This is a genomic window from Salegentibacter holothuriorum, from assembly GCF_900168045.1.
Taxonomy (GTDB): Bacteria; Bacteroidota; Bacteroidia; order Flavobacteriales; family Flavobacteriaceae; genus Salegentibacter; species Salegentibacter holothuriorum.
This window is the reverse complement of record NZ_FUYY01000001.1, coordinates 984,990-1,009,222: the sequence shown is the minus strand read 5'-3', so window position 1 is coordinate 1,009,222 and position 24,233 is coordinate 984,990. Positions and strand designations below refer to the sequence as shown.

The window sequence follows — 24,233 nt, the reverse complement described above, 5'->3', positions numbered from 1 at the left end:
TGAGTTATAAGTGTTGTGAAAAGTAAAATATGGAGTTGTTACATGAATCTTTTTATGAAAAATTATGTATAAAAAAAGCCCCGAAATTTCGGGGCTTTCTATAAGTTCAATAAAATGTATCTTATCTTTTAGCTTCCTTAATACGGGCTTTTTTCCCGGTAAGTTCTCTAAAGTAATAAATACGAGCTCTTCTTACTTTTCCTCGTTTGTTCAATTCAATTTTTTGAATTGCAGGAAGGTTTAAAGGAAAAATTCTTTCAACACCTACAGTACCACTCATTTTTCTAATGGTAAATGTTTGCGAAGAACCACTTCCTCTTTTCTGAATTACTACCCCTTTAAAAAACTGGGTACGGGTTTTTTGACCCTCTCTAATTTCGTAATACACAGTAATGGTATCACCTGCAGAAAATTGAGGTAAATCTTTTCTTTCAACGAATTCGTCTTGTACGTACTTAATTAACGATTCCATAATTTATTATTTAATGTAAAATCCAAAACAACATACACGGATCTCGCCAGAGGTTATTTTAGAACGAGTGCAAAAGTATTAATTTTAATTTATAATGCAATTGTGAAATTGCAATTATTTTTCTGTTTCATCCAAAAGATCAGGCCTTAAGCGCCTGGTTCTTTCCCAGGCTTTTTCTTCCCGCCAGGCTTCTATCTTCGGAAAATTACCCGAAGTTAATATTTCCGGTACTTTCCACCCCTTATATTCCGCAGGTCTTGTATAAACCGGGGGAGCGAGCAGATTATCCTGAAAAGAATCGGTTAACGCTGAAGTCTCATTGCCTAAAACACCGGGAATTAGCCTAATGATAGCATCACAAACCACAGCAGCGCCAAGTTCTCCCCCAGAAAGCACATAATCACCAATAGAAATTTCTTTGGTGATAAAATGATCACGTACTCTTTGATCTACTCCTTTATAATGTCCGCAGAGAATAATTATATTTTCCTTAAGGGAAAGTGCATTCGCAGTTTTTTGATTAAAACGGTCTCCATCCGGGCTCATATAAATTACTTCATCATAATCACGCTGACTCTTAAGATCTGAGATGCACTTGTCTATTGGCTCTACCATCATTACCATCCCGGCGCCTCCGCCAAATTGATAGTCGTCAATTTGCTTATAATTATCGGTTACATAATCTCTTAAATTATGCAGATGAATTTCTACGTGGCCGTTTTCTATGGCTCTTTTTAGTATAGAAGCATCAAAAGGACTTTTAAGTAAATCTGGGACTACGGTAATAATATCTATGCGCATATTTTCTTATAAAATGTAAAGATGCTAAATCAAAAACCTCGGGGCAAGCCTCACGAGGTATGAATCGTAAAATACTTCTTAAAAAGCGAGGCAAGTCTCGACAAATTAAACCCTCTGGAGGGATTAAAATTTAAGCTGAAGAAGAATTATTCTTTGGCTTTGTTTTTCTCATCCTGGAGCATACGACCTAAACGTTGTTCCTTCTCCAAAGCTTTAGCGCGATAAGCGTCAAATTCCTTTTCGGTCTCGTTTAATCTGTGCCTTGCTTCTTTAGTTGTAGCATTAGAATTCTTAAACTTATAAATAAAGAAAAGAAGCGCTAGAATTAGAAATCCAACTATTCCCCACATCATTGCCATATAACTTCCTTTGCTAAAAGGCATGCCAAGAAATTTTATGGCATCTTTTTCTTCGTTTACACGTTTTAGATCTTCCTGGGTTTCTGCTAACTGATTTTTGAGGTTTTCAATTTCTTCATTTTGGCTAGCTATAGTGCTTTGTTCTTCCTGAAGCTCGTTCTTTAATTCCTGTACGTGGCGTTTGGTATTGTCCCGTAATTCAATTAAAGCATCATAATCTACTACTTTGTAGCCCTGGTAATTATTTGAAGACTCGATAAGGTTGTCAAATTCATCTTCAATAAAATTAGAAGTGGCTAATGAATCTTGAGCGGTTAAAACATTAACTGATAATATAAAAAGTAAACTTGAAAAAATAATTTTACGCATCATTTGGGGTTTTTCTGGTTGGAATTTATATGCTTGAACGCCTTCTTTTTTTACTTATTGTAAAAGACTTACCTAATTTGAAGCTTATTTTTATAAATTCCTTTAAATTAATAATTTGAGCGCGCAAATGTAAAGTATTTCGAATAAAAAACCCACCAAATTTAGGTGGGTTTTCCGGTATTTTATCTTATTATGAAATATTAATAATAAGTGAATCTTCTAACTTTTGCAATATACTTTGCCAGCCTTATTAACTGATGACTGTAGCCGTATTCATTATCGTACCAAATATAAAGAACCACGTTCTTCCCGTCTCCCGAAACTATAGTCGCTTTGCTATCATAAATTGCAGGAGCGTTAGAGCCTACAATGTCAGACGATACCAACTCATTGTTTAAAGAGTATTTAATCTGTTCTACAAGTGAACCTTCCAGGGCATATTTCTTTAAAATATTGTTTAATCCATCTACACTGGTGTTGGCTTCAACCTCAAGATTCAAAATAGCTAGAGAACCGTTAGGTACAGGAACTCTAATTGCATTAGATGTTAATTTACCTTCAAAAACAGGTAAAGCCTTGGCAACGGCTTTTCCGGCACCGGTTTCGGTAATAACCATATTGAGCGCAGCAGCACGACCCCTGCGGTATTTGCTGTGCATATTGTCTACCAGGTTTTGGTCGTTGGTGTAGGCATGAATAGTTTCTAAATGCCCGTGAACAACGCCTAGCGTGTCCTGAACGGCTTTTAAAACAGGAGTGATGGCGTTGGTGGTACAAGAAGCTGCAGAAAATATTGAAATTTTATCAGGGTTATATTCTTTATGATTTACCCCATGAACAATATTAGGGACGCCTTTGCCAGGTGCAGAAAGTAAAACCTTTGCCGCTCCTTTTGCTTTTAGGTGCCTGCTTAGTGCTTCTTTGTCTCGAAAAGCGCCGGTGTTATCTATAATTAAAGCTTTATTTATCCCGAATTTTGTATAATCGATATCCTCAGGTTTATCTGCGGAAATTATATTTACGGTAGTACCATTTATAATGAGCGCATTATTTTCTTCATCTATACTTACAGTTCCTGAAAAATCTCCGTGGACTGAATCATTTTTTAATAAAGAAGCACGTTTTTCCAGTACAGTTCTATCTACCGCACCACGGGTTACAATAGCACGTAATCTTAACTGACTACCTTTACCGGTTCTTGCCATAAGTTCTCTGGCCACTAAACGGCCGATACGTCCAAAACCATAAAGCACCACATCTTTTGGCACTATTTTATCGTATTTTTTAGCATCCTTTAATTTATCTGAAACAAAAGCCATAGCATTAAGATGTCCCTGGTCTTCTAAATGATATTCATAAGTTAATTTACCAATATCCAGTTTAGCAGGTGGTAGATCCATATCCTGGATGGCTTTTGCAATTTCTACCGAATCAAAAATTGAAATAGGTTTTTGTACAAATTCACCCGCATATTCGTGAAGGTTAAGAATATCGCTCACATTTCTATTGAGCAATTGATTTCTAAAAATTACGAGTTCTATGGACTTATCGTACCAAAGATCGCTAATGATGTTAATGAATTCTACGGTCGCTTTGCGCCGGTTTGCCTGAAAAGAAAGCTCTTTTTCGTAAACTTTATTAAAGTTCATGTGTGGTTTGTATTGTTTTAATAATGGCGCAAAAGTATATATTTCAAACGTTTTCGTAAAGAGAATTTGGCATAAAAAACTCCCTCTTAAAAAAGGGAGTTTTCATTGACTCTAATGCTTGGGTGTTATCGCCAAACCATCCGCTGTTTTTGGCCATTTTTATCAACGATGCTAATAATTATTTCTTCTGAAGGATTTTTACTTCTAAAAATTCGCTCTACATCACCAACATTAGAAACTCGTTTGTTGTCAATTGCAGTAATAATGGTTCCTACTAATTCTGAAGCGGGTAATTTTGGGGATAATGTTCGATGAATTTTTACACCATGCTCAACATTTAGAGCTTGCAAATCTTCATCAGTAGCATTGGCGACTTCAATTTTAATAGGTGAAATAACATAGGTTTCAAATTTACTAAGTTTTACGATGGCCTGTCTTTCATTACCTTTTCTTAAAAAAGTAACTTCAACTTCGTCGTCTGGCCTTTTGGTGTAAATGTACCCGGTAAGATCTGAGAATTTTGTGATATTAATATCATCTATTTTCTTGATAATATCGCCCTCTTGCAATCCTGCTTTTTCTGCTCCGCTTCCACTAGTGACTTCAGCTACCAAAACTCCCTGGGAAGTTTGTAGGTTTAATTCTTCAATGGCACGTTGGTTAACACTACCTCCTTTAATACCTAGAATTCCCTTTTGGACATCACCATATTCCATAATATCTTCTACGATTTTCCTGGTGTTGTTGGAGGGCACTGCAAAAGCATAACCTACATAACTACCGGTTTGAGAAGTGATGGCGGTATTAATTCCTACTAATTCGCCATTAATATTCACCAAAGCACCACCGCTATTTCCCGGGTTTATGGCTGCATCAGTTTGGATAAAAGACTGAGGAGTGGCATCGTAAGTATTTAGATCTCTTGCCGTAGCACTTATAATTCCTGCAGTAACGGTAGATTTTAGATTAAACGGATTTCCAACCGCTAAAACCCATTCACCGAGTTTCACATTGTCAGAATCCCCAAATGGAATATAATCCAAACCTTCAGCATCAATTTTTAATAAAGCGATATCTGAAGTTTCATCGGTACCAATAATTTCAGCTTTGTAGGTTTTATTATTGTTCAAGGTAACTTCAACCTCATTTGCTTCCTTAATTACGTGGTTGTTCGTTACTATATAACCATCGGGTGAAATTATAACTCCAGAACCTGCTCCCTGAAGCGCTTTTCCGCCGCTATGATTACCATAAATAAGGTCTCTCATTGTTCGTGGGCCTTTAAAAACCGCCACATTTTTAACGTGAACTACACCATTAACGGTATTTTCTGCGGCTTCAGTAAAATCGGCATTCGTGCCGTAAATATTTCCCGAATAATTCGCCGGGATTGCTTCAGCGGCAGTATTAGAAACCGGTGGTAAGCCTGCCGGAATTTCTTCCTCGAAAAATATTTTATAACTCCCTAAGGTCAAGGCGCCTCCAAGGATGGAAACGAGAAGTAGTTTTGATAGATTTTTCATTTTGTAAGACGTATTTTTATATAATTCAACTTTAAAATTATAATATTAGTATTTGGTGTTTTTAACTTTAACGGCCATTTAACACCCCGGGAAATCTTGTATTTTATAGTATCTTTGTAACCCTTAAAATTTAAGTAATGAAAATTCCATTTTATAAATATCAAGGTACGGGAAACGATTTTGTGATGATTGATAACCGTCAACAACTATTATCCAAAAACAATACCAAATTAATTAAGCAACTTTGTGACCGAAAATTTGGCATTGGAGGCGATGGATTGATACTTTTAGAAAACCCTGAAGTAGCTGAAGACGATTTTAAAATGGTCTATTTTAATGCCGATGGAAACGAAAGTAGCATGTGTGGTAATGGCGGGCGTTGTTTAGTCGCTTTTGCAAAGTTTTTGGGAATTATTGAAAACGAAGCGACTTTTACTGCTGTAGATGGCCCTCATAAGGCAACTATTACTGGACATGAGGTAAGCTTGCAAATGCAAAACCTTACTGAAATAAAGCACTTGGGAAATACAGCCTTTCTAGACACAGGCTCACCACACCACGTGGTATTTACAAAAAATGTAGCTAATCTTGATGTAAAAAAAGAAGGTGCAGAAATTCGGTATTCTGATGCTTATGCTAGCAGCGGTGGTGCCAATGTGAATTTTGTAGATATGCAGGAGAATAATACTTTTTTGGTAAGAACTTACGAAAGGGGGGTGGAAGACGAAACGCTTTCCTGTGGTACCGGTGTAACCGCAGTCGCTTTGGCAGCACACGCATCCGGTAAAGCAAATGGTAATTCTGTAAAACTTATTGTTCCGGGTGGTGAATTATCGGTTTCTTTTAAAAAGGAAAGTGAAGCCTATACTGATGTTTGGTTAACCGGCCCGGCAGAACAGGTTTTTAAAGGTGAAATAATATGCTAAGCTTAAAAGGAGATAAGGTTTATCTAAGAGCCCTGGAGCCCGAAGATCTCGATTTTGTTCACACTGTGGAGAATACCGAAGAATTTTGGGAAGTTAGTGCTACACAAACTCCTTATTCTCGTTTTGTGATTAAACAATACCTGGAAAATGCGCATCGGGATATTTATGATATAAAACAGCTGCGCCTCGTAATATGTAATCTAAAGGATAAAGAAGTGGGGCTTATAGATATCTTTGATTTTGAGCCTAAAGATCGCCGTGCGGCACTTGGTATTCTAATAGCAGATGTAGCAGAACGAGGGAAAGGCTACGGCGCAGAAGCGCTTAAACTTATTTGTAATTATTGTTTTACGCATCTTGCCATACACCAGGTTTATGCGAATGTTACACAGGGAAACGAAACCAGCGTAAAGCTTTTTGAAAATCTCGGGTTCCAGAGAGTTGGGGTGAAAAAAGATTGGACTTATGTTCAAGGCCAGTTTAAAGACGAAATTCTATATCAATTGATCAATAAATAATGTACATTAAAAAAATTCTCCTGGCTATTGCCATTCTTGGACTTATAGGTCTTTCTGTTTTTAGTTATTATATTTATACCAGTATATTCTCAGCAAATACTAGCTTTTCGGAAGAAAAAATGATTTATGTGCCCACCGGTGCAGATTATCAAACGGTGATAGACAGCCTTCAGCCTTATGTTGAAGATATGGAATCTTTTGATCTTATAGCCCGGAAAAAAGGCTATGCTTCAAATATCAAAGCGGGGAGGTTTGACATTAAACCCGGAATGAATAATAATGAATTGGTAAATGCTTTGAGACGTGGAAATGTACCGGTAAGACTTACCTTTAATAATCAGGAGCGTCTTGAGAATCTTGCCGGCAGAATTGCCTCGCAGATTGAAGCAGATAGCACTTCATTGATTAAAGCTTTTAAGGATGAAGACTTTTTAGCTGAAAACGATTTTACGCAGGCGGAAGCTTTAGCGATGTATATTCCCAATCAATATGAATTATATTGGAATACTTCAGCTGAGGAATTTAGAAGTAGAATGAAACGTGAATATGAACGTTTCTGGACCGAAGAAAAAAGAAAGAAAGCCGAAGAAATTGGATTGAATCCTAAAGAAGTTTCCACTTTGGCTTCAATAGTGCAAAAAGAGACAGCCAAAGTAGATGAGCGCCCAAAAGTAGCTGGGGTTTATATGAACCGGCATAAAAACGGCTGGAAGTTAGATGCAGATCCTACTGTAATCTATGCACTTAAAAATAAAACCCAGAAATGGGATACCATTATAAAAAGGGTGCTGTATAAAGATTTAAAAATAGATTCCCCGTACAATACTTATATGTATAAAGAAATACCTCCCGGCCCTATTTTTATGCCAGATATCTCTTCCATAAAAGCAGTGCTTAATTATCAGGATCATGATTATTTTTATTTTGTAGCCGATGTGAAGAATTTTGGCTACCATAAATTCGCAAAAAATTTGGCGCAACATAACCGAAATAAGCAGGAATATGTGCGTTGGATTAATAAACAGGGAGTAAAAAGATAAAAAAGTTTTTATCTCCAGGTTGTTATACAATCTCTAACGTCTTGAATAGTGGTTTCTTATTGAGCTGTTAAGCTAAAATCAAACTTTATAATTTACTTAACAGCTTGTTCTTCAGATTTTTAAAATTTGTTGTACATTTGCACCGCGAAATTGAAAGGGGCATTAGTTTAATATTTGACTAAAGCCATTAACCTTTCAGAAACAAAATGTAATGAGAAGGAAAATTGCAAAATTTTCAATCTTGCCTGTTTTTGCAGGCTCAATGTTTTTCAGTTTTTCAACTAGAGAAGCAGCAAATCTGGAAATTGAAGGATATTCAACTTCCAATCTTGATCTAAACTATACCGTGAACCTTTTAGAGGAAGACGAATTAGTGAAAGATCTAAATTTTAAAAGGCCTTTGCCTAAACTAGGAAAGTCCTATGATGGTTTTAAAGAAGCCTTAGGTTTTAAAGAATCCCGAGGAAACTATCAAACTATTAATGAGTTTGGCTACATGGGGAAATATCAGTTTGGTATTGGTACCCTGGAGTTACTAGGTATTTACAATGGTGCAGAGTTCCTAAATTCACCAGAACTACAGGAGGCTGCCTTTTACACGAATGCTTCCAGAAACAAGTGGATCTTAATTCGTGATATTGCTCGTTTTGAAGGCAAAGTGATCAATGGGGTGAAAGTTACCGAATCTGGTATTATTGCCGCTGCCCATCTCGCTGGTCCTGGAAGTGTTAAAAAATACTTGAGAAGTTGGGGCGCGCAGTCTTTTAGCGATGCCTTTGGAACCTCAATAAGAAATTATATGAAGAAATTTGGTGGCTACGATACCTCTTTTGTGCAGCCGGAGAAAAATCCGAGAGTAAATATAAAAGCTTATAGAGCTTAGATTTCTTTCTGAAATATAAAAATAGCAGGCCTCTTATGGAGGTCTGTTTTTGTTTTACTCCATTCTGAAACTGGTTTGGTTGCTATATATTCTGTAGGCAGTGTAAGATCACAAGCTACGCAAAGCCTGGTAGTTGGATGTAAAAGTTGTAAAAAATCTTCCAGTAACTTATTATTTCGGTAAGGAGTTTCAATAAAAATTTGAGCTTCCTGTTTTTCTGAAGAAAGTCGCTCTAAATCTTTAATTTCTTTTTTCCTCTCTTTTTTATCTATAGGTAAGTAGCCATTAAAGGTGAAACGCTGTCCGTTCATTCCGCTGCCCATCATTGCCAGTAGAATTGAAGAAGGCCCAACTAATGGAATTACCTGTATACCTTCCTGGTGAGCAATTTTTACAATTTCAGCGCCCGGATCTGCAACACCGGGGCAACCGGCTTCGCTTAATAAACCTACGTCTTTTCCATCTTTACAGTCGTTTAAAAAGTAAGGGATTTCAGTAGCTTCAGTAAATTTATTTAAGCTGAAAAACTTTAAAATAGATTGCTGTTTCTCCGAAAGTAGTTGTTTTATATGTCGGCGGGCTGTTTTTTCGTTTTCGACAATATAAATATCCAGGTTTTCCATAATTTCTTTAACCTGTATTGGTAAAACCTGCATAGGATTTGCCGCTCCCATAGTGGTGGGAATAAGATAAAGTTTACCGGAATATTTAAAGTCTGCCATTATGCTTTGTTTTCTTCCTTTAGTTGGTTTGCTATTTTATCGCAAGCCTCATCAAGCATTTGGTATACGTTTTCAAATCCGTGGTCTCCGCCATAATACGGGTCTGGGACATCTACGTTTTCCGCAGGGAAAATTTCATCTAAAATCAGTTGGACTTTAGCGCGATCATCGTCGTTTCTGGCAAGTGAGATTACATCTTTAAAATTTTGATTGTCCATCACATAAATGCGATCAAATTTATCAAAATCCTCAGCCTGGAATTGTCTTCCGCGCTGGTAAGTGATGTCCAAATTGTTCTTTTTTGCTATGGCAATAGACCGAGGATCGGGAGCATCGTCTATATGGTAATTTCCCGTGCCGGCTGAGTCTACGAAAACCTGAGATTCATCAACTTTAGATTTTAAAATTCCCTCGGCAAGCGGTGATCTGCAAATATTGCCAAGACACACCATTAATACCTTAGTTTTCATAAAATGTTTTTATATGGTAAGTTTCTTATTAAGATCTTCAACAAATTTCTTGAATTGTTTATCGGTTGTAGATAAATTGTCTACAGTTTTGCAGGCATGTAAAACGGTGGCGTGATCACGTTTTCCAATTTGTGAACCAATACTAGCCAATGATGCTTTGGTAAACTTTTTAGCAAAAAACATAGCAAGCTGTCTTGCCTGTACAATATGTCTTTTTCGTGTTTTAGACTGCAAAGTCTGTACATCCATCTGGAAATAATCACTCACCACTTTCTGGATATAATCTATAGAAACTTCGCGTTTGGTGTTTTTTACGTAGTTGTCTACGATCTTTTTAGCAAGTTCTAGTGTAATATCTTTTTTGTTGAAAGAAGAGTGGGCGATAAGCGAAATGATTGCGCCTTCGAGTTCGCGAATATTTGTTTTAATATTATTGGCTAGAAACTCAACAATCTCTTCTGGCATCTCTACGCCATCTCGATAAAGTTTGTTTTTAATAATAGAAATCCTGGTTTCAAAATCGGGATGTTGCAATTCGGCTGAAAGTCCCCATTTAAATCTGGAAAGCAAGCGTTGTTCAATATCTTGCATGTCTACCGGTGCCTTATCACTCGTTAATATAACCTGTTTTCCGTTTTGGTGTAAATGATTAAAAATATGGAAAAACACATCTTGAGTTCCCGCTTTCCCCGAAAGTAATTGGATGTCATCAACGATTAAAACGTCAATAATTTGATAAAAATGAATAAAATCATTCCTATTATTTTTCTTGACAGATTCTATATATTGCTGGGTAAATTTTTCGGCAGAAATATATAAAACAGTCTTTTCTGGATATTTATCTTTAATCTCAACTCCAATCGCGTGAGCTAAATGAGTTTTTCCCAATCCTACCCCGCCAAAAATAAGCAGCGGATTAAATGAAGTTCCTCCTGGTTTATTAGCCACGGCTAATCCAGCCGATCTTGCAAGTCGGTTGGAATCTCCTTCCAGAAAATTCTCAAAATTGTAGCTCGGGTTTAGTTGAGATTCAATTTTCACATTTCTAATTCCCGGAATTATAAAAGGGTTTTTTAATTCGGGATTTTTATTCTTTATAGGTACATCTACTTCCTGGGAAGCCATGTTGCTGCGTTGTGTACTTGGAATCTTCTCGGTAAACGGCATTTTGTTTCCATAGGTGTTTTCCATTTTGATCACATAGACCAATTTTGCTTTTTCTCCAAGCTCTTTTGTAAGCGAAACTTTTAAAAGCTTTACGTAGTGTTCTTCTAACCACTCGTAAAAAAACTTTGAGGGAACCTGTATGCTAAGAGCACAGTCTGTAAGTTTTACTGCTTGTATAGGTTCAAACCACGTTTTATATGCCTGTGGAGTAATGTTATCTTTGATAAAAGCCAGACAGCTATTCCAAACTGATTGCGCAGTTTTTGACATGCTTTGTGTTGTATTATTTTAGGTTAGTAGTGGTTTATAAGCAGTTAAAAGATATAGGGGTCTATTAACTTGAGTGGAACAAATATGTGAACAAATTATCTAATAAAAAAACCCATTTGGGGTTGACTTTTAAGAAAAATTTACGCATACTTAATTCCGCTTATGAAATTACAAAACCTCATTCACATTACCTGTTAAATTCAGTATGAAAAGTCATGTCTCTTATGTTAAAGTCCGCTATGCGGAAACCGATCAAATGGGTGTGGTACACCACGGGAATTATGCACAATACTTTGAAATAGCCCGCCTGGATTGGCTCCTGTCATTAGGTGTCTCTTATAAAACAATGGAAGAAACTGGAGTGATGCTTCCCGTTTATGAACTTAATACAAAGTTTTTAAAACCGGCGGTTTTTGAAGATGACCTTGAAATTGAAGTGAAATTGAAAGAACTTCCATCGGTTAAGATTACTTTTGAATACTTAATTTATAATCAAAATAAAGAATTGCTCACAACGGGGTCTACTATTCTCGTTTTTATGGATGCTAAAACCAAAAAATCAATTCGCTGCCCAAAGTATATCTTAGATAAGTTGAAGTAGATGTGAGATTTTATCTTCTTAAACCTTTCCGTCATCCTGAACTTGTTTCAGGATCTAAGCTGAGTAAAATTATTTCAGATTAAGATCTCGAAGTTGATTCGGGGAAAAGTCTGAACTAAGTTAAACTTAACGGTATGTATCTTTGAATTTCTTCAAGTATTTTACATATCGTTCAATCCTCAAGGTGCTTAATTTCTATTTTATATGTTGAATCAAACTTCTCAAAAATTGCTTTCGCATCTTTTTTCCTTACGGAAATATATATCTTACAATCCAGCTCCAGTTTTTGTTCAATAATATTAAGGTTGTTTTCTTTTATTAATCGCATCACGATATTCATTTCAGGATAATCGAAACTAATCTCAAAAAGTTCGTCTATGGTTCTTTTAACGATATTGGCTTCTTCCAGGGCCATTTGTGCTGCGGTCTTATAGGCGTTTATAAGTCCGCCCACCCCAAGTTTTACACCGCCAAAATACCTAACCACAACAATTAGAATATTAGTAACCTCAAAAGATTGGATTTGGCCATAAATGGGCATTCCTGCAGAGTTGGAAGGTTCTCCATCATCGTTAGCGCGATATTGAAAATCAGATTTCCCAAACTGCCAGGCATAACACCAGTGCCGGGCTTTATGGTGTTTCGATTTTAATTCTTCTAAATGAAGATTAGCTTCCTCTTCTGTTTTAACCGGAAATGCATAGCCGAAGAATTTTGAATTCCTGTCTTTAAATAAGACTTCTGGAGAAGCTTTGGTTATGGTTTTATAGGTATCTTTCATTGTAACTTACTTTTAGACCTTACAGGTTTTTGAAACCTGTGAGATCCTTTTCTCGATAAAATTATTGACTACTCGCCACCAGGATAATGCTTATTACGGCAAGCGCAATACCAATCCAGTTTTTCTTTAGCAGTACTTCTTTAAAAAGCACAATACCCAGCACTGTAGAAGCCAAAACAATTCCAACATGGTTTAAAGTGAAAATCACTGAATTTTCAAATCCCGGAGATCGTAGCGCCATAACTAAAAAATAAATTGAAAAATAATTGGGAATTCCCAGCGCTATTCCACCGGCAATGTTTCTCCAGGTGATTTTTAGTTTACCTAAAAATGCCTGGCCAATTAAAATGCTTGTTCCAATTATTCCTGCGATTCCAAAGATACTGGAAGAAAAAAGTCCAACATCGGTTTCAGAAACATAGAAATTTTCGAGATAATTTATCGTGGTGTCAATAATACCACTGCCCACAAAAACCAGTAAAGGAAATATGAGGTTTTCTTTCTTTATGCTTATTCCTTTTTTTGTTTTTATTGAACTTAAATACACGGCGGCGAGGGCAAGAATAATTCCTGTAATTTTTAGGAATCCCAGGCTTTCATTATAAATAAATATTCCGAAGAAAACTGGGATGGCAACCGACATTTTGGTAGCAACCGAAACAACCGAAAGTCCACTACGCTGGGTAGTGATCGCGGCAAGATTAAATACAGTTATAAACATTGCGCCTAGAAAAACGATGCCCAAAAACCAGGATTCTGAAGGTATTCTCACTAAATCGTCTATACTTTCAATATAACCGAAAAACCCAACGATACAGGCAATGAAGTAGTTAAAAATAATTGCCTGGAGGGTATTTACGCCATATTTTTTGTAGAGCCTAAAGACCACAAATATAACCGTGGAAGAGAGGATGCTAAGCAGTAAATAGATCAAAATAATTCTTTTCTGGCGGTAAATAAATCAACAACATCTTCCTGCGCTGGGTCAATATTCCAGGTATGAATCCCCAAATTTTTAGCAGCCTCGGTGTTTTCTTTAGTATCATCTATAAAAAGACATTCCTGGGGTTCTAAATTATGTTGCTGTAACACAAACTCATAGATTTCGGCATCGGGTTTTCTAAAATTTATTTCGTGAGAAAGATAGAAAGCGTCAAAACAAGCCTTAAAATCTTCAAAAAACGGGACATTATCTTTTATCCAGTCTATATGAATTTCGTTAGTGTTGCTTAATAGAATTAATCGGTAAGTTTGTTCTTCGGAAAGCTTTTTTAAAAACTGGTAACGGTATTCAGGAAAATCTATTAAAATCGCATTCCAGGAATCTTTAAACTGATTTTCTTGAAGCTCTGGATGTTCAGTTTGATAGGATTTTACAAATGCTGTTGAAGAGATAAGTCCTTTTTCATATTGCTGATTTACCTGCAATAAGTTTTCTGAAAGCGTTTCTATTTTATGTTTATTCATTTCCCGCATCGTAGCTGGTTTATCCAGGTTTACAAATACGTCTCCAAAATCGAATATTAGGGTTTTAATCATTTTTATAAATCTTTAATGTGTCTCGCTTCAGATTGGTTTTTGAAATAATTTTTCCTGAAAACTCTGGACTTTTTATTCCTTCGTAAAATTCTGAAATTCCAGAGAAAACCCTGGCTTCATCCCAAAGATCTGAATTTATAAATGTCTGAAGTGTTTTTGCTCCTCCTTCAATAATAAGGGATTGTAAGTTATGCCTGTATAGTACTTCGCAAATTTGTTTTGGAAGATGTTTTTTAAAATCGAGCTTTTCAAATATTAAATTATTGTGGGCTGATGTTTCTGCAGTTTCGGTCAACACAATGGTTTTTATACTCCTATCAAACAATGCAGATTCCTTCGGGATTTTTAACTCCCTGTCTATGACCACCCGAACAGGATTTTCGCCTTTCCAAAGCCTGGTGTTTAATTTAGGGTTATCGGCAATTGCTGTATGGGTGCCTACTAAAATAGCTTGTTCCTCACTTCGCCATTTATGCACTAGTTGTTTTGAATATTGATTGGTAATCCAAACCGGTTCCCGTTTCTCCTGAATTTTAGGTGCGATAAAATTATCCGCCGTCTGTGCCCATTTTAAAATAATATAAGGTCGCTTCTTTTGGTGAAAAGTGAAAAATCGCTTATTAAGGTACTGGCATTCTTTCTCTAAAACTCCTATTTGGACATCACAACCTGCTTCCATCAATTTTTTAACGCCCCGTCCCGCAACTTCAGCAAAAGGGTCTACGGTACCAATCACTACTTTTTTAATGCCTTTGGCGATAATGAGGTCACTGCAGGGTGGGGTCTTTCCAAAATGGCTACAGGGTTCCAGGCTTACATAGATGGTAGATTTTGTTAAAAGCGCTTTATCCTGAACAGAATTTATCGCATTTACTTCGGCGTGTGGATTACCGGATTTTTTGTGCCATCCCTCACCAATAATTTTATCTTTATGAACAATTACGCTGCCTACCAGCGGATTGGGATAGGTGGTTCCCAGGCCATTTTTGGCCAATTCAATACAGCGTTTTATATATTTTTCGTGTATATTCACGGCACTAAAATAGGATTATTTACCAAGAATGAGTGCACTAAAAATACGGGAAATTCAAAAAGAAGACAACCAACAAGTTGCCGAAGTAGTAAGAACGGTTTTAGTAGAAATGGGCGTTCCTAAAGTTGGTACCGCCTATGAAGACCAAGCCCTGGATGATATGTTTGCCACGTATCAACAGCCTAGAATGACCTATTTTGTGGTAGAAGAAAAGGGAAAGATTATTGGTGGCGCAGGTATTGCTCCTCTAATCGGACTGGAGGAAAAAACCTGCGAACTACAAAAAATGTACTTTCTTCCTGAAGCACGGGGTAAAGGTTTGGGCGCGCAAATGATGGATACCTGCTTAAAATTTGGAAAAGCAAATAAATTTGAACAATGCTATATTGAAACCTTACCATATATGGAAGGCGCAAGAAAACTCTACGCTCGTAGTGGCTTCAAATCTTTGGAAAAGCCCCTCGGAGACACCGGCCATTATAATTGTACTATGTGGATGATTAGAGATATTTAAGGGAGAAGAGTGAAGAGTGAAGAGTGAAAAGTGAAAAGTGAAAAGTGAAAAGTGAAAAGTGAAAAGTGAAAAGTGAAAAGTGAAAAGTGAAAAGTGAAAAGTGAAAAGTGAAAAGTGAAAAGTGAAGGCATAAAAGGCTAATAAATAATTTTTCTAAACCATAAACAGAAATAACTGAAAACCCACAACCGAGAACTGAAAACCCACAATCGTAGATGAAACTAAAAGCGCAAAAAGAAACTTTCCTTAAAGAACTGGAAAATGAATATCCTGTGGAAGAAGTGCTTTCATTTTTCTTTTTACTTACCGAAGCCTTTTTTGGGATAAAGCGTTTGGATTTGGCTTTAAATCCAGAGCTTGAAATAGATGAAAATCAGACAGAAAGAATTGATGTTGCTATAACCCGATTAAAACAGCATGAACCTATTCAGTATATTATTGGGGAAACAGAATTTTTTGGATTGCCTTTTATAGTCGATAAAAATGTACTGGTACCCAGACCGGAAACAGAAGAGTTGGTGCAGTGGATTTTAGAAGATTTTGTTTCAGAAGAAAGACCATTGAAGATTCTGGATGTAGGAACCGGGAGTGGCTGTATCGCGATAAGTCTGGCGAAAAATCTTCAAAAAGCTCAAATTTCAGCAATAGATATTTCTGAAAAAGCTCTGGAAATTGCAAAAAAAAATGCTGAAATTAATAATGCTGAAATCAAATTTATCCGGGAAGATATTTTGAAAATTGAGGTTCTAACGGGAGACTGGGATATCATAGTGTCTAACCCGCCCTACGTTCGGGAGCTGGAAAAAAAAGAAATGCAACGCAATGTTTTGGAATTTGAACCCGAAACCGCCTTGTATGTTAAAGATGAAGATCCTTTACTTTTTTATAATAAAATCACGAGATTAGCTAAGAATGCGCTTAATCCTGAAGGGAAACTCTATTTTGAGATCAATCAGTATCTTGCTGAAGAAACTGAAAAGATGATGCGGGAGCAAGGATTTAGAAGCAGCGAGAAACGAAAAGACATCTTTGGGAATTACAGGATGTTAAAGGGGATTAAACCTAATATTTAATATTTTATGAGAAAATTTATAGGTCTTCTTATTTGCAGTCTGGTTTTAGCTTCATGTAATTTATTTGAGGGTACTGGAGTTGATTTTGAGGTTAAAAATAATACAGAAAGAACTTTAAATAGAGTTCAGGTTAAGACAAGCTATGGTTCTAAAACTTCTATTTTCAACAAAGTAGCACCTGGAAAATCAGTTTCCGGATTTTTAAAAATTAATAGTGATAAGGACGATGGGAATTATATCCTGGAATTTGAAAAAGAAAATGAAGAAATTGAAAGAGTTATTAATGAATATTTTTCTGATGGAACTGCAATGAGTCATAAAATAATATTTGAAATTGAAGACGATACAGTATATTTTAATACTGAACATTATTATTAAATAGGCTACGCTTAATTACCAAATCTTGTTTCGCTTTGATGGCATGAAATCTTTATGTTATTTATTATCACTTAGAGCGAAGTTTAGCAACTCCTTTTTGTAATTTAAATTTTAGAATTAAAAAGCGATAATTTTGGAAAAGAATAACAAAAACCAACTTAAAAGAATTGCCGTTTTTTGTGCAAGTAGCGAAGGTAATGACGAAAAAATATACACAGAATCTTATCGTTTAGGTAAGATTTTAGCTCAAAAAAACATTCAATTGGTTTTTGGCGGAAGCAAACTTGGACTAATGGGGCAGGTTGCTGCCGGAGCATTACAAAATAACGGTGAAGTAATAGGAGTGATTCCAGATTTTCTAAAAACCAAAGAAGTGGTGCATACTGGTTTAACCCAGCTAATTACTACAAAAGATATGCATGAGCGTAAGCTTAAAATGCATGAATTAAGCAACGGTTTTATAGCACTTCCCGGAGGCTTCGGAACTTTTGAAGAGCTTTTTGAAATCGTAACCTGGGGGCAGTTAGGCTTGCATCAAAACCCTATAGGCCTATTAAATATCAGCGGTTTTTATGACGATCTTATCGCGATGCTTAAAACTATGGTAAGAAAAGGTTTACTAAAAAAAGAGAATTTTGACCTTTTGCTAATCGCTGAGGATATTGAGGAATTGTTGGAGAAAATGTATAATTTTAAACCAATGCCGGTTCCCAAATGGATGAATAAAGATCAGACTTGAAAAATCCATAAATATGAAAATTCATAAACTTCAAATATATAGCGCGAACTTAAGGGAGCAACTGCAGTTCTATCGGGATCAATTAAATTTAAAAATCACTGATTATAGCGATGATTGTTTTAAAGTTCAAACAGGATATTCCACTTTAAGATTTCAGCAAAGAGATAAGGCCACAGCTTATCATATTGCATTTCATGTTCCAGATAATCAATATAAAGAAGCCTTAAATTGGGTGAAAGAACGGGTTCCGGTTTTAAAAGGAAACGGACAGGAAATTGTAGACTTTATGGCCTGGAACGCAAAATCAATCTATTTCTACGATAAAGACAAAAATATTGTTGAATTCATTTCCCGCGAGAGCTTTAGAAAACCGGAATCGGCATTATTTTCAGAAAAAAGTATTTTGGGAATTAGTGAAGTTGGCCTGGTGACTGAAAATATTAAAGAGAAGTTCAACTTCCTAAATACCAATTTTGAATTGGAAAAATATGATGGTGATTTTGAGCGTTTTTGTGCAATTGGCGATGACCAAGGTTTGCTCATTACCATAAACCAGAAGCTAAAAGATTGGTTTCCTACAGATGATAAAGCCTATAAATCTGAATTTCAAATAGAATTTACGCAGCAGGGGAAGAAACATTCTCTTATTTTTGAAAACGATAAACTAACAACTCAACAATAATCTACCAGTCCAATTTTTATGACTACCCAGGAACAAATTAAGCAACTACGCGAAGAATTACACCGGCATAATTATTTATATTATATAGAGGATAAACCTGAGATCAGCGATTATGATTTTGATATGAAGCTGAAAGAGCTACAACACCTGGAAGAAAAAAATCCCGAATTTGAAGATCCTAACTCCCCAACTCGTCGCGTGGGTGGCGCAATTACCAAAAACTTTAATACGGTAGTTCACGATTATAGAATGTACTCGCTTTCCAATTCTTATTCTAAAGAAGAGTTGGAAGACTGGGAAAATAGAATTGAAAAATCTGTAGGCGGGAAGCTGCAGTATGTTTGCGAGTTAAAATACGATGGTGCTTCTATTAGTCTTACTTATAAAAATGGCAAACTACAACGTGCGGTTACCCGTGGAGATGGTTTTCAGGGAGATGATGTAACCAATAATATAAAGACCATAAGGTCTGTTCCTTTAAAATTGAAGGGCGATTTTCCGGAGAAATTTGATATTCGTGGGGAAATTGTTTTGCCTTATGAAGGTTTTGCTAAAATGAATGCTGAAAGGGTAGAAGCCGGTGAAGAACCTTATGCAAATCCCAGAAATACTGCTTCAGGGAGTTTGAAACTTCAGGATAGCGCCGAGGTTGCAAAAAGACCTTTAGAGTGTCTATTGTATAGTTTGGTAGCTGATAATTTACCGGTGAAATCACAATTTGAAGGCCTGGAAAAAGCCAGGGAGTGGGGCTTTAAAGTTCCGCCTGAAGCTGAGTTGAAAAACAGTATTGCTGAGGTTCTGGATTATGTGAACTATTGGGATCAGCATCGACACGATTTGCCTTATGAAACCGATGGGGTGGTTATAAAAGTAAACAGTTTTGATCAGCAGGATGAATTAGGGTATACTGCCAAATCTCCAAGATGGGCAATAGCTTATAAATTTAAAGCTGAACAGGAAAGCACCAAATTAAATAAGATCACCTACCAGGTTGGAAGAACCGGTGCCATTACCCCTGTGGCTAACCTTGATCCCGTACAATTGGCGGGAACAACCGTAAAACGTGCTTCTTTGCATAATGCCGACCAGATTGAAAAACTTGATGTACGCGAGGGAGATACTGTTTTTGTAGAAAAAGGCGGTGAAATTATTCCGAAAATTGTGGGTGTAGATTTCACGCAAAGAGATCCTGAAACCCTTGAAACTAAATATGCGGAAACCTGTCCCGAATGTGATAGTGAATTAATTAGAAAAGAAGGTGAAGCGCAGCATTATTGTCCGAATTATAACGGCTGTCCGCCGCAAATCATTGGTAGGATTCAGCATTTTATTTCTCGAAAAGCGATGGATATTGAAGGCCTGGGTGGAGAAACCGTTGCTTTGTTGGTTAATGCTAACTTAATTACCAATTATGCCGATCTCTATACACTGAAAAAAGAAGATGTTCTTCCTCTTGAAAGAATGGCTGAAAAATCAGCGGAAAACCTCGTAAGTGGCATTGAAAAATCTAAGGAAATTCCTTTTGAACGGGTTTTATTTGCCCTGGGTATAAGATATGTAGGCGAAACGGTAGCTAAAAAACTGGCAAAACATTATAAAAATATAGATGCTTTGGCTTCGGCTTCAACCGAAGATCTCACAGCTGTAGATGAAATAGGGGAGCGCATCGCCCAAAGTGTAACTGATTTCTTTACTTCTGAAGAAAACAGGGAGCTCATTCAGCGTTTAAAAGACTACGGACTTCAGTTTGAAATTATTGCCGAAGAATTGGAAAATCAGAGTACTATCCTTGATGGGAATACCTTTGTAATTTCCGGGGTTTTTGAAAAAGTTTCCAGGAATGAACTCAAGAAAATGATAGAAGATAATGGTGGTAAAGTTTCGGGTTCAATTTCAGGAAAAACCGATTATTTAGTAGCTGGAGAAAATATGGGGCCTAGCAAACTGGCAAAAGCCGAAAAAGTTGGGACTAAAATTATTTCGGAAAATGAATTTCTTCAGATGTTATCTTGAATCTGGATGCACTTTAAAAACTTTATTATTAGAAAATCTGAATTCAAAAAATTGCATATTTTTGTATCTAAGTGAATACACTTAGGAAAATGTATTTGGTAGAAAAAACAGTAGAATTTGATAAGTGGTTAAGAAAACTAAAAGATTTGAGAGCAAAATCTAAGATTTTGTTCCGAATCCAGAAACTAGAAAACGACGAGCATTTTGAAGATTGTAAGCCAGTTGGTGATGGAATAAGTGAACTAAGAATAAATTACGCCAAAGCTTATAGAATATATTTCAAGGAAGGAGATGGGAAAATTATTATTCTGCTGATTGGCGGTGATAAATCAACCCAGCAAAAGGATATCGAAAAGGCAAAAAAAATTTGGAGCAAATTAAAAAAATAGGAATGGAAACATCAAAATTTGATATTGCAGATTATTTGGATAGCAACGAAATGATTGCCGAATATCTTAATTCTGTTTTAGAAGAAGGGGACACTTCAGATTTAATTATTGCATTAAGACATATTTCAAGGGCTATTGGAATGACAAAAATTGCAGATAAAACCGGGTTAAGTAGGCCTAGTATATACAAAGCTTTATCAGATGGAGCAAAACCACAATTTTCAACAATAATGAAAGTTTTAAAAGCTGTAGGCGGACAAATTAAAATAAATCCGATTTCAAATTAAACGCAATCCATTATTACTTCAATTCAATTCTTACATTTAAAAATCAAATAACAAGATCTTTTTTTTTTAACTTTTCTAGAATCGCTAAACCTCAATCTTTAGCCCATCAGCTTCAATATTATTTTTATGATCTAAATAAAAATCAATTCTTCCCAGGTAAAGACCATAACAACCTACCTGATTTACTAAAATCTTTTTACCGGCTTTATTGGTTTCAACAGTCGGCTTATCTAAAAAAGTGTGGGTGTGGCCTCCAATAATAAGATCTATATTTTCGGTGGTTTGCGCTAGTTTAATGTCAGAAATCTTATCGCTACTGTATTTGTAACCTAAATGCGAAAGGCAAATTACCAGGTCGCAATTCTTTTCTTCTTTTAAAATTCGGCTTTGATCTTGTGCAACTTCTACAGGATCCAGATATTTTGTTTCCTTATAGAGGCTGTCGTTTACCAGCCCTTCTAACTCAATTCCAACTCCAAAAACACCAATTTTCACACCGTCTTTGGTGAAAATTTTATGATCTTGGGTATGCCCATCCATCACCGTATTACTGAAATCGTAATTAGACGAAATAAAATCGAATTGGGCGTGCGGGAGTTGCGCATATAATCCATCTATCCCGTTATCAAAATCGTGGTTTCCAATGGTTGCTGCGTCGTATTTCATCTTGCTCATCAGCTTAAACTCCAGCTCGCCGCCATAGAAATTAAAGTAAGGTGTGCCTTGAAAAATATCTCCGGCATCCAGCAAAAGTGTATTTGGATTTTCATTTTTAATCTGCTCAATTAAAGTCGCTCGCCTGGCAACACCACCCATATTAGGGTTCCTGGAATCATCTGGGCCAAAAGCTTCAATATGACTGTGAACATCGTTAGTATGCAGAATAGTAATATGCTTTTTATAGTTGGGTTTAAAAGAGAGTGAACTTAAGCCGCCAATTCCTATAAACGCAGTCGCTGCTGAGGTTTGTTGTATAAAATTTCTTCTTTTCATCACTTACTCGATAATCGAGATTTAAATGCTCCGAGGCTTACCTCGAATCAAAATATTTTTATTTTAAAATGCTTTGTAGGCTAGTCCTAATAAGGTAATTTACTTTCTAATAAACCTATTGTCTTTATCCACTTTTAAAGTATCTACCTTTTTAAAATAATCTATAATAGCATTACGCAGTTTATAATCTACTTTATTAAGGCTTATGGGGTCTTTAAAGAAAACCATATTATCGCCGCCTTGTTGTAAATAATCTGAAGTGGCTACAAAATAGGTTTTGTCTTCATCTATTTTCCTGCCATTTATTTTTGCGCTGGTAACTTTATAATTTTGATTCATTGTAATTTTTACTCCGCTAACCGGGTGGGCCGTTTTTGCACGTTCCAGGTAGGTGAGCATTTCTTTGATTTTTACTCCGGAAATTTCAACGACTACAATTTCATTTTCAAAAGGCATTAGCGCGTAGGCACTTCTGGTAGAAATATTTCCTTTGTTTAGGCCAGATCTAATTCCGCCGTGATTCAGTAAAACCATATCTATTTCGTTTCCGGTTCTGCTTTTAAAAACAGGATTGGTCTGTTCCATAACAACATCGGCCATTAGATTTCCTATTGCAGTATTGAGATCGCCGTCACTTTTTACCATAGGCCGGGGATTATAAGCTAGCGTACTGTCTAAAGTTTTATTTAAATGCTCTTTGAACGGAGTTATAAATTTTTCTATTTCAGCGTCAGCCTCAATCTTTTCGTCTATAGCTATGCGTTGTCCTTTAATTTTGGCCGGTTCAACCGAATTTCCTTTACAGCTCAAGACGATTATGGCTAATAAAATACAACTGCTTAATCTGAATATTTTCATCTAAATTTCATTAAAAAGCAAAGATATATAGATTATATGGCTCGACTGAAATTTTGATTGATAATCGAGATTTAAATGCTCCTAATTTTGTCTCAAAATTCAAAAACTTTTTCTTCTAATGACTCATAAGCTTACCGGAGGTGGTTTGATTTTTAAAATACAATAGTAATACAACGGAAAAACTGAGCAGCTTATCGAAAACTTGCCATTAAAGCCTGGAAACGAACATCCTATCTTAAAAAAGGCAAACCTGGGCGTATTATTTTTTTTATTTTCGGCTTGCTAATAAATGAAAATGAATCTTTTTCACTATTTATTATTATTTCTTTTTCCAATATTGGGCGTAAATTTATATGCTACCATAGGGGATTTGAATTGGTTAATGCGGGCTACTCAAATTTTATTCATCCTGGGTGTTTTTACTGTTTATATAACGCAGAATAAAAAACCAGGCTTTAATGCCCTTTGTTTTTTTATGTTTTTCTTTTTGGCTCAAGTTGCCGGACTTCTTTTTCAGGCTGGAAACTTGTCTCTTCTTTTACTTTTTTGTTATATAGGTGGTTATTTTGGTTTAAGCAGGGAAGCTTTTCAGAACACCCAAAGGCAAACTGCCAGTAAAACCATACTTGTCTATTTTTTACTGCTAATTGCGGTAAATGGCTATTTGTTGCTAACGCATGTGATAGAACTAAAAAGCTATATGAGTAGTAATTTAGAATTTGGTGTGTACGCCATTTATTATTTCAACTTACTAATTTTGGGTGTTTTTGGGCTTATATATTATTTAAATTCCTACTCAAAAAAATCAGTTTACTTTATTACCCTGGTTTTGGCATTTATATTTGCTGATGTTTTTAGAGATGCGGCACATTTCTACTTAAAAGATTCCGCTGTTTTAATCACAGGCAATTTACTATGGTTTACAGGCTTAATATTTTGCCTGTTTTTCTTCCTTACTCCAGAGCGTAAACTTCGCCTTATGAACCTTGTCTAATTTGTACGAAAGCTTTTGAATCCTGTTTATTTTTTAACAGAAAAAACAAAGCTGTTAAATATGTGCTTCATTCTAAAACCGGAAGCAAGTTTTACTTTCTGAAATTCACAAAATCAATACATTTGTTGCCCGGAAATTTGGCAATTTCACCTGAAACTGAAAATGCGCAAGTCTTTTCGATTATCATCAA

At 36.0% G+C, this 24,233-nt stretch carries 28 protein-coding genes; 14 read left to right on the top strand and 14 right to left on the bottom strand.

Annotation, left to right across the window (positions count from 1 at the left end; genetic code table 11):
• Positions 1 to 121 precede the first annotated feature (121 nt).
• The 5 genes from rplS to B5X51_RS04335 form a co-directional block, all read right to left on the bottom strand.
• Positions 122 to 472, bottom strand: a complete 351-nt coding sequence (gene rplS, locus B5X51_RS04355) for a 50S ribosomal protein L19 (protein WP_079719640.1) — start codon at positions 470 to 472, stop codon at positions 122 to 124.
• Between the two features lie 114 nt (positions 473 to 586).
• Complete coding sequence (gene trmD, locus B5X51_RS04350) at positions 587 to 1,273, bottom strand: tRNA (guanosine(37)-N1)-methyltransferase TrmD (RefSeq protein WP_079719639.1); 687 nt, start codon at positions 1,271 to 1,273, stop codon at positions 587 to 589.
• Between the two features lie 146 nt (positions 1,274 to 1,419).
• Positions 1,420 to 2,004 (bottom strand): hypothetical protein, encoded by a 585-nt coding sequence (locus B5X51_RS04345; protein ID WP_245828700.1) that lies wholly within the window; start codon positions 2,002 to 2,004, stop codon positions 1,420 to 1,422.
• 197 nt (positions 2,005 to 2,201) lie between these two features.
• Positions 2,202 to 3,650, bottom strand: coding sequence for a glyceraldehyde-3-phosphate dehydrogenase (locus tag B5X51_RS04340; protein WP_079719637.1), 1,449 nt, complete (start codon positions 3,648 to 3,650; stop codon positions 2,202 to 2,204).
• 125 nt (positions 3,651 to 3,775) lie between these two features.
• Positions 3,776 to 5,173, bottom strand: a complete 1,398-nt coding sequence (locus B5X51_RS04335) for a S1C family serine protease (RefSeq protein WP_079719636.1) — start codon at positions 5,171 to 5,173, stop codon at positions 3,776 to 3,778.
• Between the two features lie 137 nt (positions 5,174 to 5,310).
• Between B5X51_RS04335 and dapF the strand changes: the two genes are divergently transcribed.
• The 4 genes from dapF to B5X51_RS04315 all read left to right on the top strand — a co-directional run bounded on the left by dapF (position 5,311) and on the right by B5X51_RS04315 (position 8,540).
• Positions 5,311 to 6,099, top strand: coding sequence for a diaminopimelate epimerase (gene dapF / locus B5X51_RS04330; protein ID WP_079719635.1), 789 nt, complete (start codon positions 5,311 to 5,313; stop codon positions 6,097 to 6,099).
• Positions 6,093 to 6,617 carry a GNAT family N-acetyltransferase gene (locus B5X51_RS04325; protein WP_079719634.1) on the top strand — a complete coding sequence of 175 codons (525 nt, stop codon included), beginning with the start codon at positions 6,093 to 6,095 and terminating at the stop codon, positions 6,615 to 6,617. Before dapF ends, B5X51_RS04325 begins: the two co-directional genes overlap by 7 nt.
• Positions 6,617 to 7,657 carry an endolytic transglycosylase MltG gene (gene mltG, locus B5X51_RS04320; protein ID WP_079719633.1) on the top strand — a complete coding sequence of 347 codons (1,041 nt, stop codon included), beginning with the start codon at positions 6,617 to 6,619 and terminating at the stop codon, positions 7,655 to 7,657. The genes B5X51_RS04325 and mltG overlap by 1 nt, the downstream gene beginning before the upstream one ends.
• Before the next feature lie 211 nt (positions 7,658 to 7,868).
• Positions 7,869 to 8,540, top strand: coding sequence for a peptidoglycan-binding protein LysM (locus B5X51_RS04315; RefSeq protein ID WP_079719632.1), 672 nt, complete (start codon positions 7,869 to 7,871; stop codon positions 8,538 to 8,540).
• Here the strand turns inward: B5X51_RS04315 and B5X51_RS04310 are convergent.
• Genes B5X51_RS04310 through dnaA form a run of 3 tightly spaced genes read right to left on the bottom strand, consistent with a single transcriptional unit; the run spans position 8,537 to position 11,169 of the window.
• Positions 8,537 to 9,262: an SAM-dependent methyltransferase gene (locus B5X51_RS04310; protein ID WP_079719631.1), complete on the bottom strand. Its 726-nt coding sequence runs from the start codon at positions 9,260 to 9,262 to the stop codon at positions 8,537 to 8,539. The two genes, B5X51_RS04315 and B5X51_RS04310, sit on opposite strands and share 4 nt — an antisense overlap.
• On the bottom strand, positions 9,262 to 9,732 hold the full coding sequence (locus B5X51_RS04305; protein WP_079719630.1) for a low molecular weight protein-tyrosine-phosphatase: 471 nt from the start codon (positions 9,730 to 9,732) through the stop codon (positions 9,262 to 9,264). The genes B5X51_RS04310 and B5X51_RS04305 overlap by 1 nt, the downstream gene beginning before the upstream one ends.
• A gap of 9 nt (positions 9,733 to 9,741) precedes the next feature.
• Positions 9,742 to 11,169, bottom strand: coding sequence for a chromosomal replication initiator protein DnaA (dnaA, locus tag B5X51_RS04300; RefSeq protein WP_057481374.1), 1,428 nt, complete (start codon positions 11,167 to 11,169; stop codon positions 9,742 to 9,744).
• Between the two features lie 205 nt (positions 11,170 to 11,374).
• On the opposite strand from dnaA, the gene B5X51_RS04295 reads away from it, so the two are divergent.
• Positions 11,375 to 11,770 (top strand): acyl-CoA thioesterase, encoded by a 396-nt coding sequence (locus B5X51_RS04295; protein ID WP_079719629.1) that lies wholly within the window; start codon positions 11,375 to 11,377, stop codon positions 11,768 to 11,770.
• Between the two features lie 172 nt (positions 11,771 to 11,942).
• On the opposite strand, the gene B5X51_RS04290 is transcribed toward B5X51_RS04295, so the two are convergent.
• The 4 genes from B5X51_RS04290 to ribD form a co-directional block, all read right to left on the bottom strand.
• Positions 11,943 to 12,551 carry an IMPACT family protein gene (locus tag B5X51_RS04290; RefSeq protein ID WP_079719628.1) on the bottom strand — a complete coding sequence of 203 codons (609 nt, stop codon included), beginning with the start codon at positions 12,549 to 12,551 and terminating at the stop codon, positions 11,943 to 11,945.
• 61 nt (positions 12,552 to 12,612) lie between these two features.
• Positions 12,613 to 13,485, bottom strand: coding sequence for an EamA family transporter (locus B5X51_RS04285; protein ID WP_079719627.1), 873 nt, complete (start codon positions 13,483 to 13,485; stop codon positions 12,613 to 12,615).
• Positions 13,482 to 14,090: an HAD family hydrolase gene (locus B5X51_RS04280; RefSeq protein WP_079719626.1), complete on the bottom strand. Its 609-nt coding sequence runs from the start codon at positions 14,088 to 14,090 to the stop codon at positions 13,482 to 13,484. The genes B5X51_RS04285 and B5X51_RS04280 overlap by 4 nt, the downstream gene beginning before the upstream one ends.
• A complete protein-coding gene (gene ribD, locus B5X51_RS04275) occupies positions 14,083 to 15,123 on the bottom strand; it encodes a bifunctional diaminohydroxyphosphoribosylaminopyrimidine deaminase/5-amino-6-(5-phosphoribosylamino)uracil reductase RibD (protein ID WP_079719625.1) in 1,041 nt (346 codons plus the stop codon). The genes B5X51_RS04280 and ribD overlap by 8 nt, the downstream gene beginning before the upstream one ends.
• Positions 15,124 to 15,151: 28 nt before the next feature.
• On the opposite strand from ribD, the gene B5X51_RS04270 reads away from it, so the two are divergent.
• The 8 genes from B5X51_RS04270 to B5X51_RS04235 all read left to right on the top strand — a co-directional run bounded on the left by B5X51_RS04270 (position 15,152) and on the right by B5X51_RS04235 (position 21,198).
• Positions 15,152 to 15,637, top strand: a complete 486-nt coding sequence (locus B5X51_RS04270) for a GNAT family N-acetyltransferase (RefSeq protein ID WP_079719624.1) — start codon at positions 15,152 to 15,154, stop codon at positions 15,635 to 15,637.
• 215 nt (positions 15,638 to 15,852) lie between these two features.
• On the top strand, positions 15,853 to 16,710 hold the full coding sequence (gene prmC, locus B5X51_RS04265; RefSeq protein ID WP_079719623.1) for a peptide chain release factor N(5)-glutamine methyltransferase: 858 nt from the start codon (positions 15,853 to 15,855) through the stop codon (positions 16,708 to 16,710).
• A 6-nt stretch (positions 16,711 to 16,716) separates the two neighbouring features.
• Positions 16,717 to 17,088, top strand: a complete 372-nt coding sequence (locus B5X51_RS04260; RefSeq protein ID WP_079719622.1) for a hypothetical protein — start codon at positions 16,717 to 16,719, stop codon at positions 17,086 to 17,088.
• Between the two features lie 127 nt (positions 17,089 to 17,215).
• Positions 17,216 to 17,827 (top strand): LOG family protein, encoded by a 612-nt coding sequence (locus tag B5X51_RS04255; RefSeq protein WP_394331560.1) that lies wholly within the window; start codon positions 17,216 to 17,218, stop codon positions 17,825 to 17,827.
• 13 nt (positions 17,828 to 17,840) lie between these two features.
• The gene (locus B5X51_RS04250) at positions 17,841 to 18,509 is read left to right on the top strand and encodes a VOC family protein (RefSeq protein WP_079719620.1); all 669 of its coding nucleotides are present in this window, start codon (positions 17,841 to 17,843) and stop codon (positions 18,507 to 18,509) included.
• Positions 18,510 to 18,527: 18 nt separating this feature from the next.
• Positions 18,528 to 20,522, top strand: a complete 1,995-nt coding sequence (gene ligA, locus B5X51_RS04245; RefSeq protein ID WP_079719619.1) for an NAD-dependent DNA ligase LigA — start codon at positions 18,528 to 18,530, stop codon at positions 20,520 to 20,522.
• A gap of 89 nt (positions 20,523 to 20,611) precedes the next feature.
• Entirely contained in the window at positions 20,612 to 20,911 is a 300-nt protein-coding gene (locus B5X51_RS04240; RefSeq protein WP_079719618.1) for a type II toxin-antitoxin system RelE/ParE family toxin, read from the top strand.
• A gap of 2 nt (positions 20,912 to 20,913) precedes the next feature.
• A complete protein-coding gene (locus B5X51_RS04235) occupies positions 20,914 to 21,198 on the top strand; it encodes an addiction module antidote protein (protein ID WP_079719617.1) in 285 nt (94 codons plus the stop codon).
• Positions 21,199 to 21,282: 84 nt separating this feature from the next.
• Here B5X51_RS04235 and B5X51_RS04230 read toward each other — a convergent pair whose 3' ends face one another.
• Together B5X51_RS04230 and B5X51_RS04225 are read right to left on the bottom strand one after the other, a co-directional pair.
• On the bottom strand, positions 21,283 to 22,191 hold the full coding sequence (locus tag B5X51_RS04230; protein ID WP_079719616.1) for a bifunctional metallophosphatase/5'-nucleotidase: 909 nt from the start codon (positions 22,189 to 22,191) through the stop codon (positions 21,283 to 21,285).
• 99 nt (positions 22,192 to 22,290) lie between these two features.
• The gene (locus tag B5X51_RS04225) at positions 22,291 to 23,049 is read right to left on the bottom strand and encodes a 5'-nucleotidase C-terminal domain-containing protein (RefSeq protein ID WP_079719615.1); all 759 of its coding nucleotides are present in this window, start codon (positions 23,047 to 23,049) and stop codon (positions 22,291 to 22,293) included.
• A 289-nt stretch (positions 23,050 to 23,338) separates the two neighbouring features.
• Between B5X51_RS04225 and B5X51_RS04220 the strand changes: the two genes are divergently transcribed.
• Positions 23,339 to 24,043 (top strand): hypothetical protein, encoded by a 705-nt coding sequence (locus tag B5X51_RS04220; protein WP_139374830.1) that lies wholly within the window; start codon positions 23,339 to 23,341, stop codon positions 24,041 to 24,043.
• Positions 24,044 to 24,233: the final 190 nt, after the last annotated feature.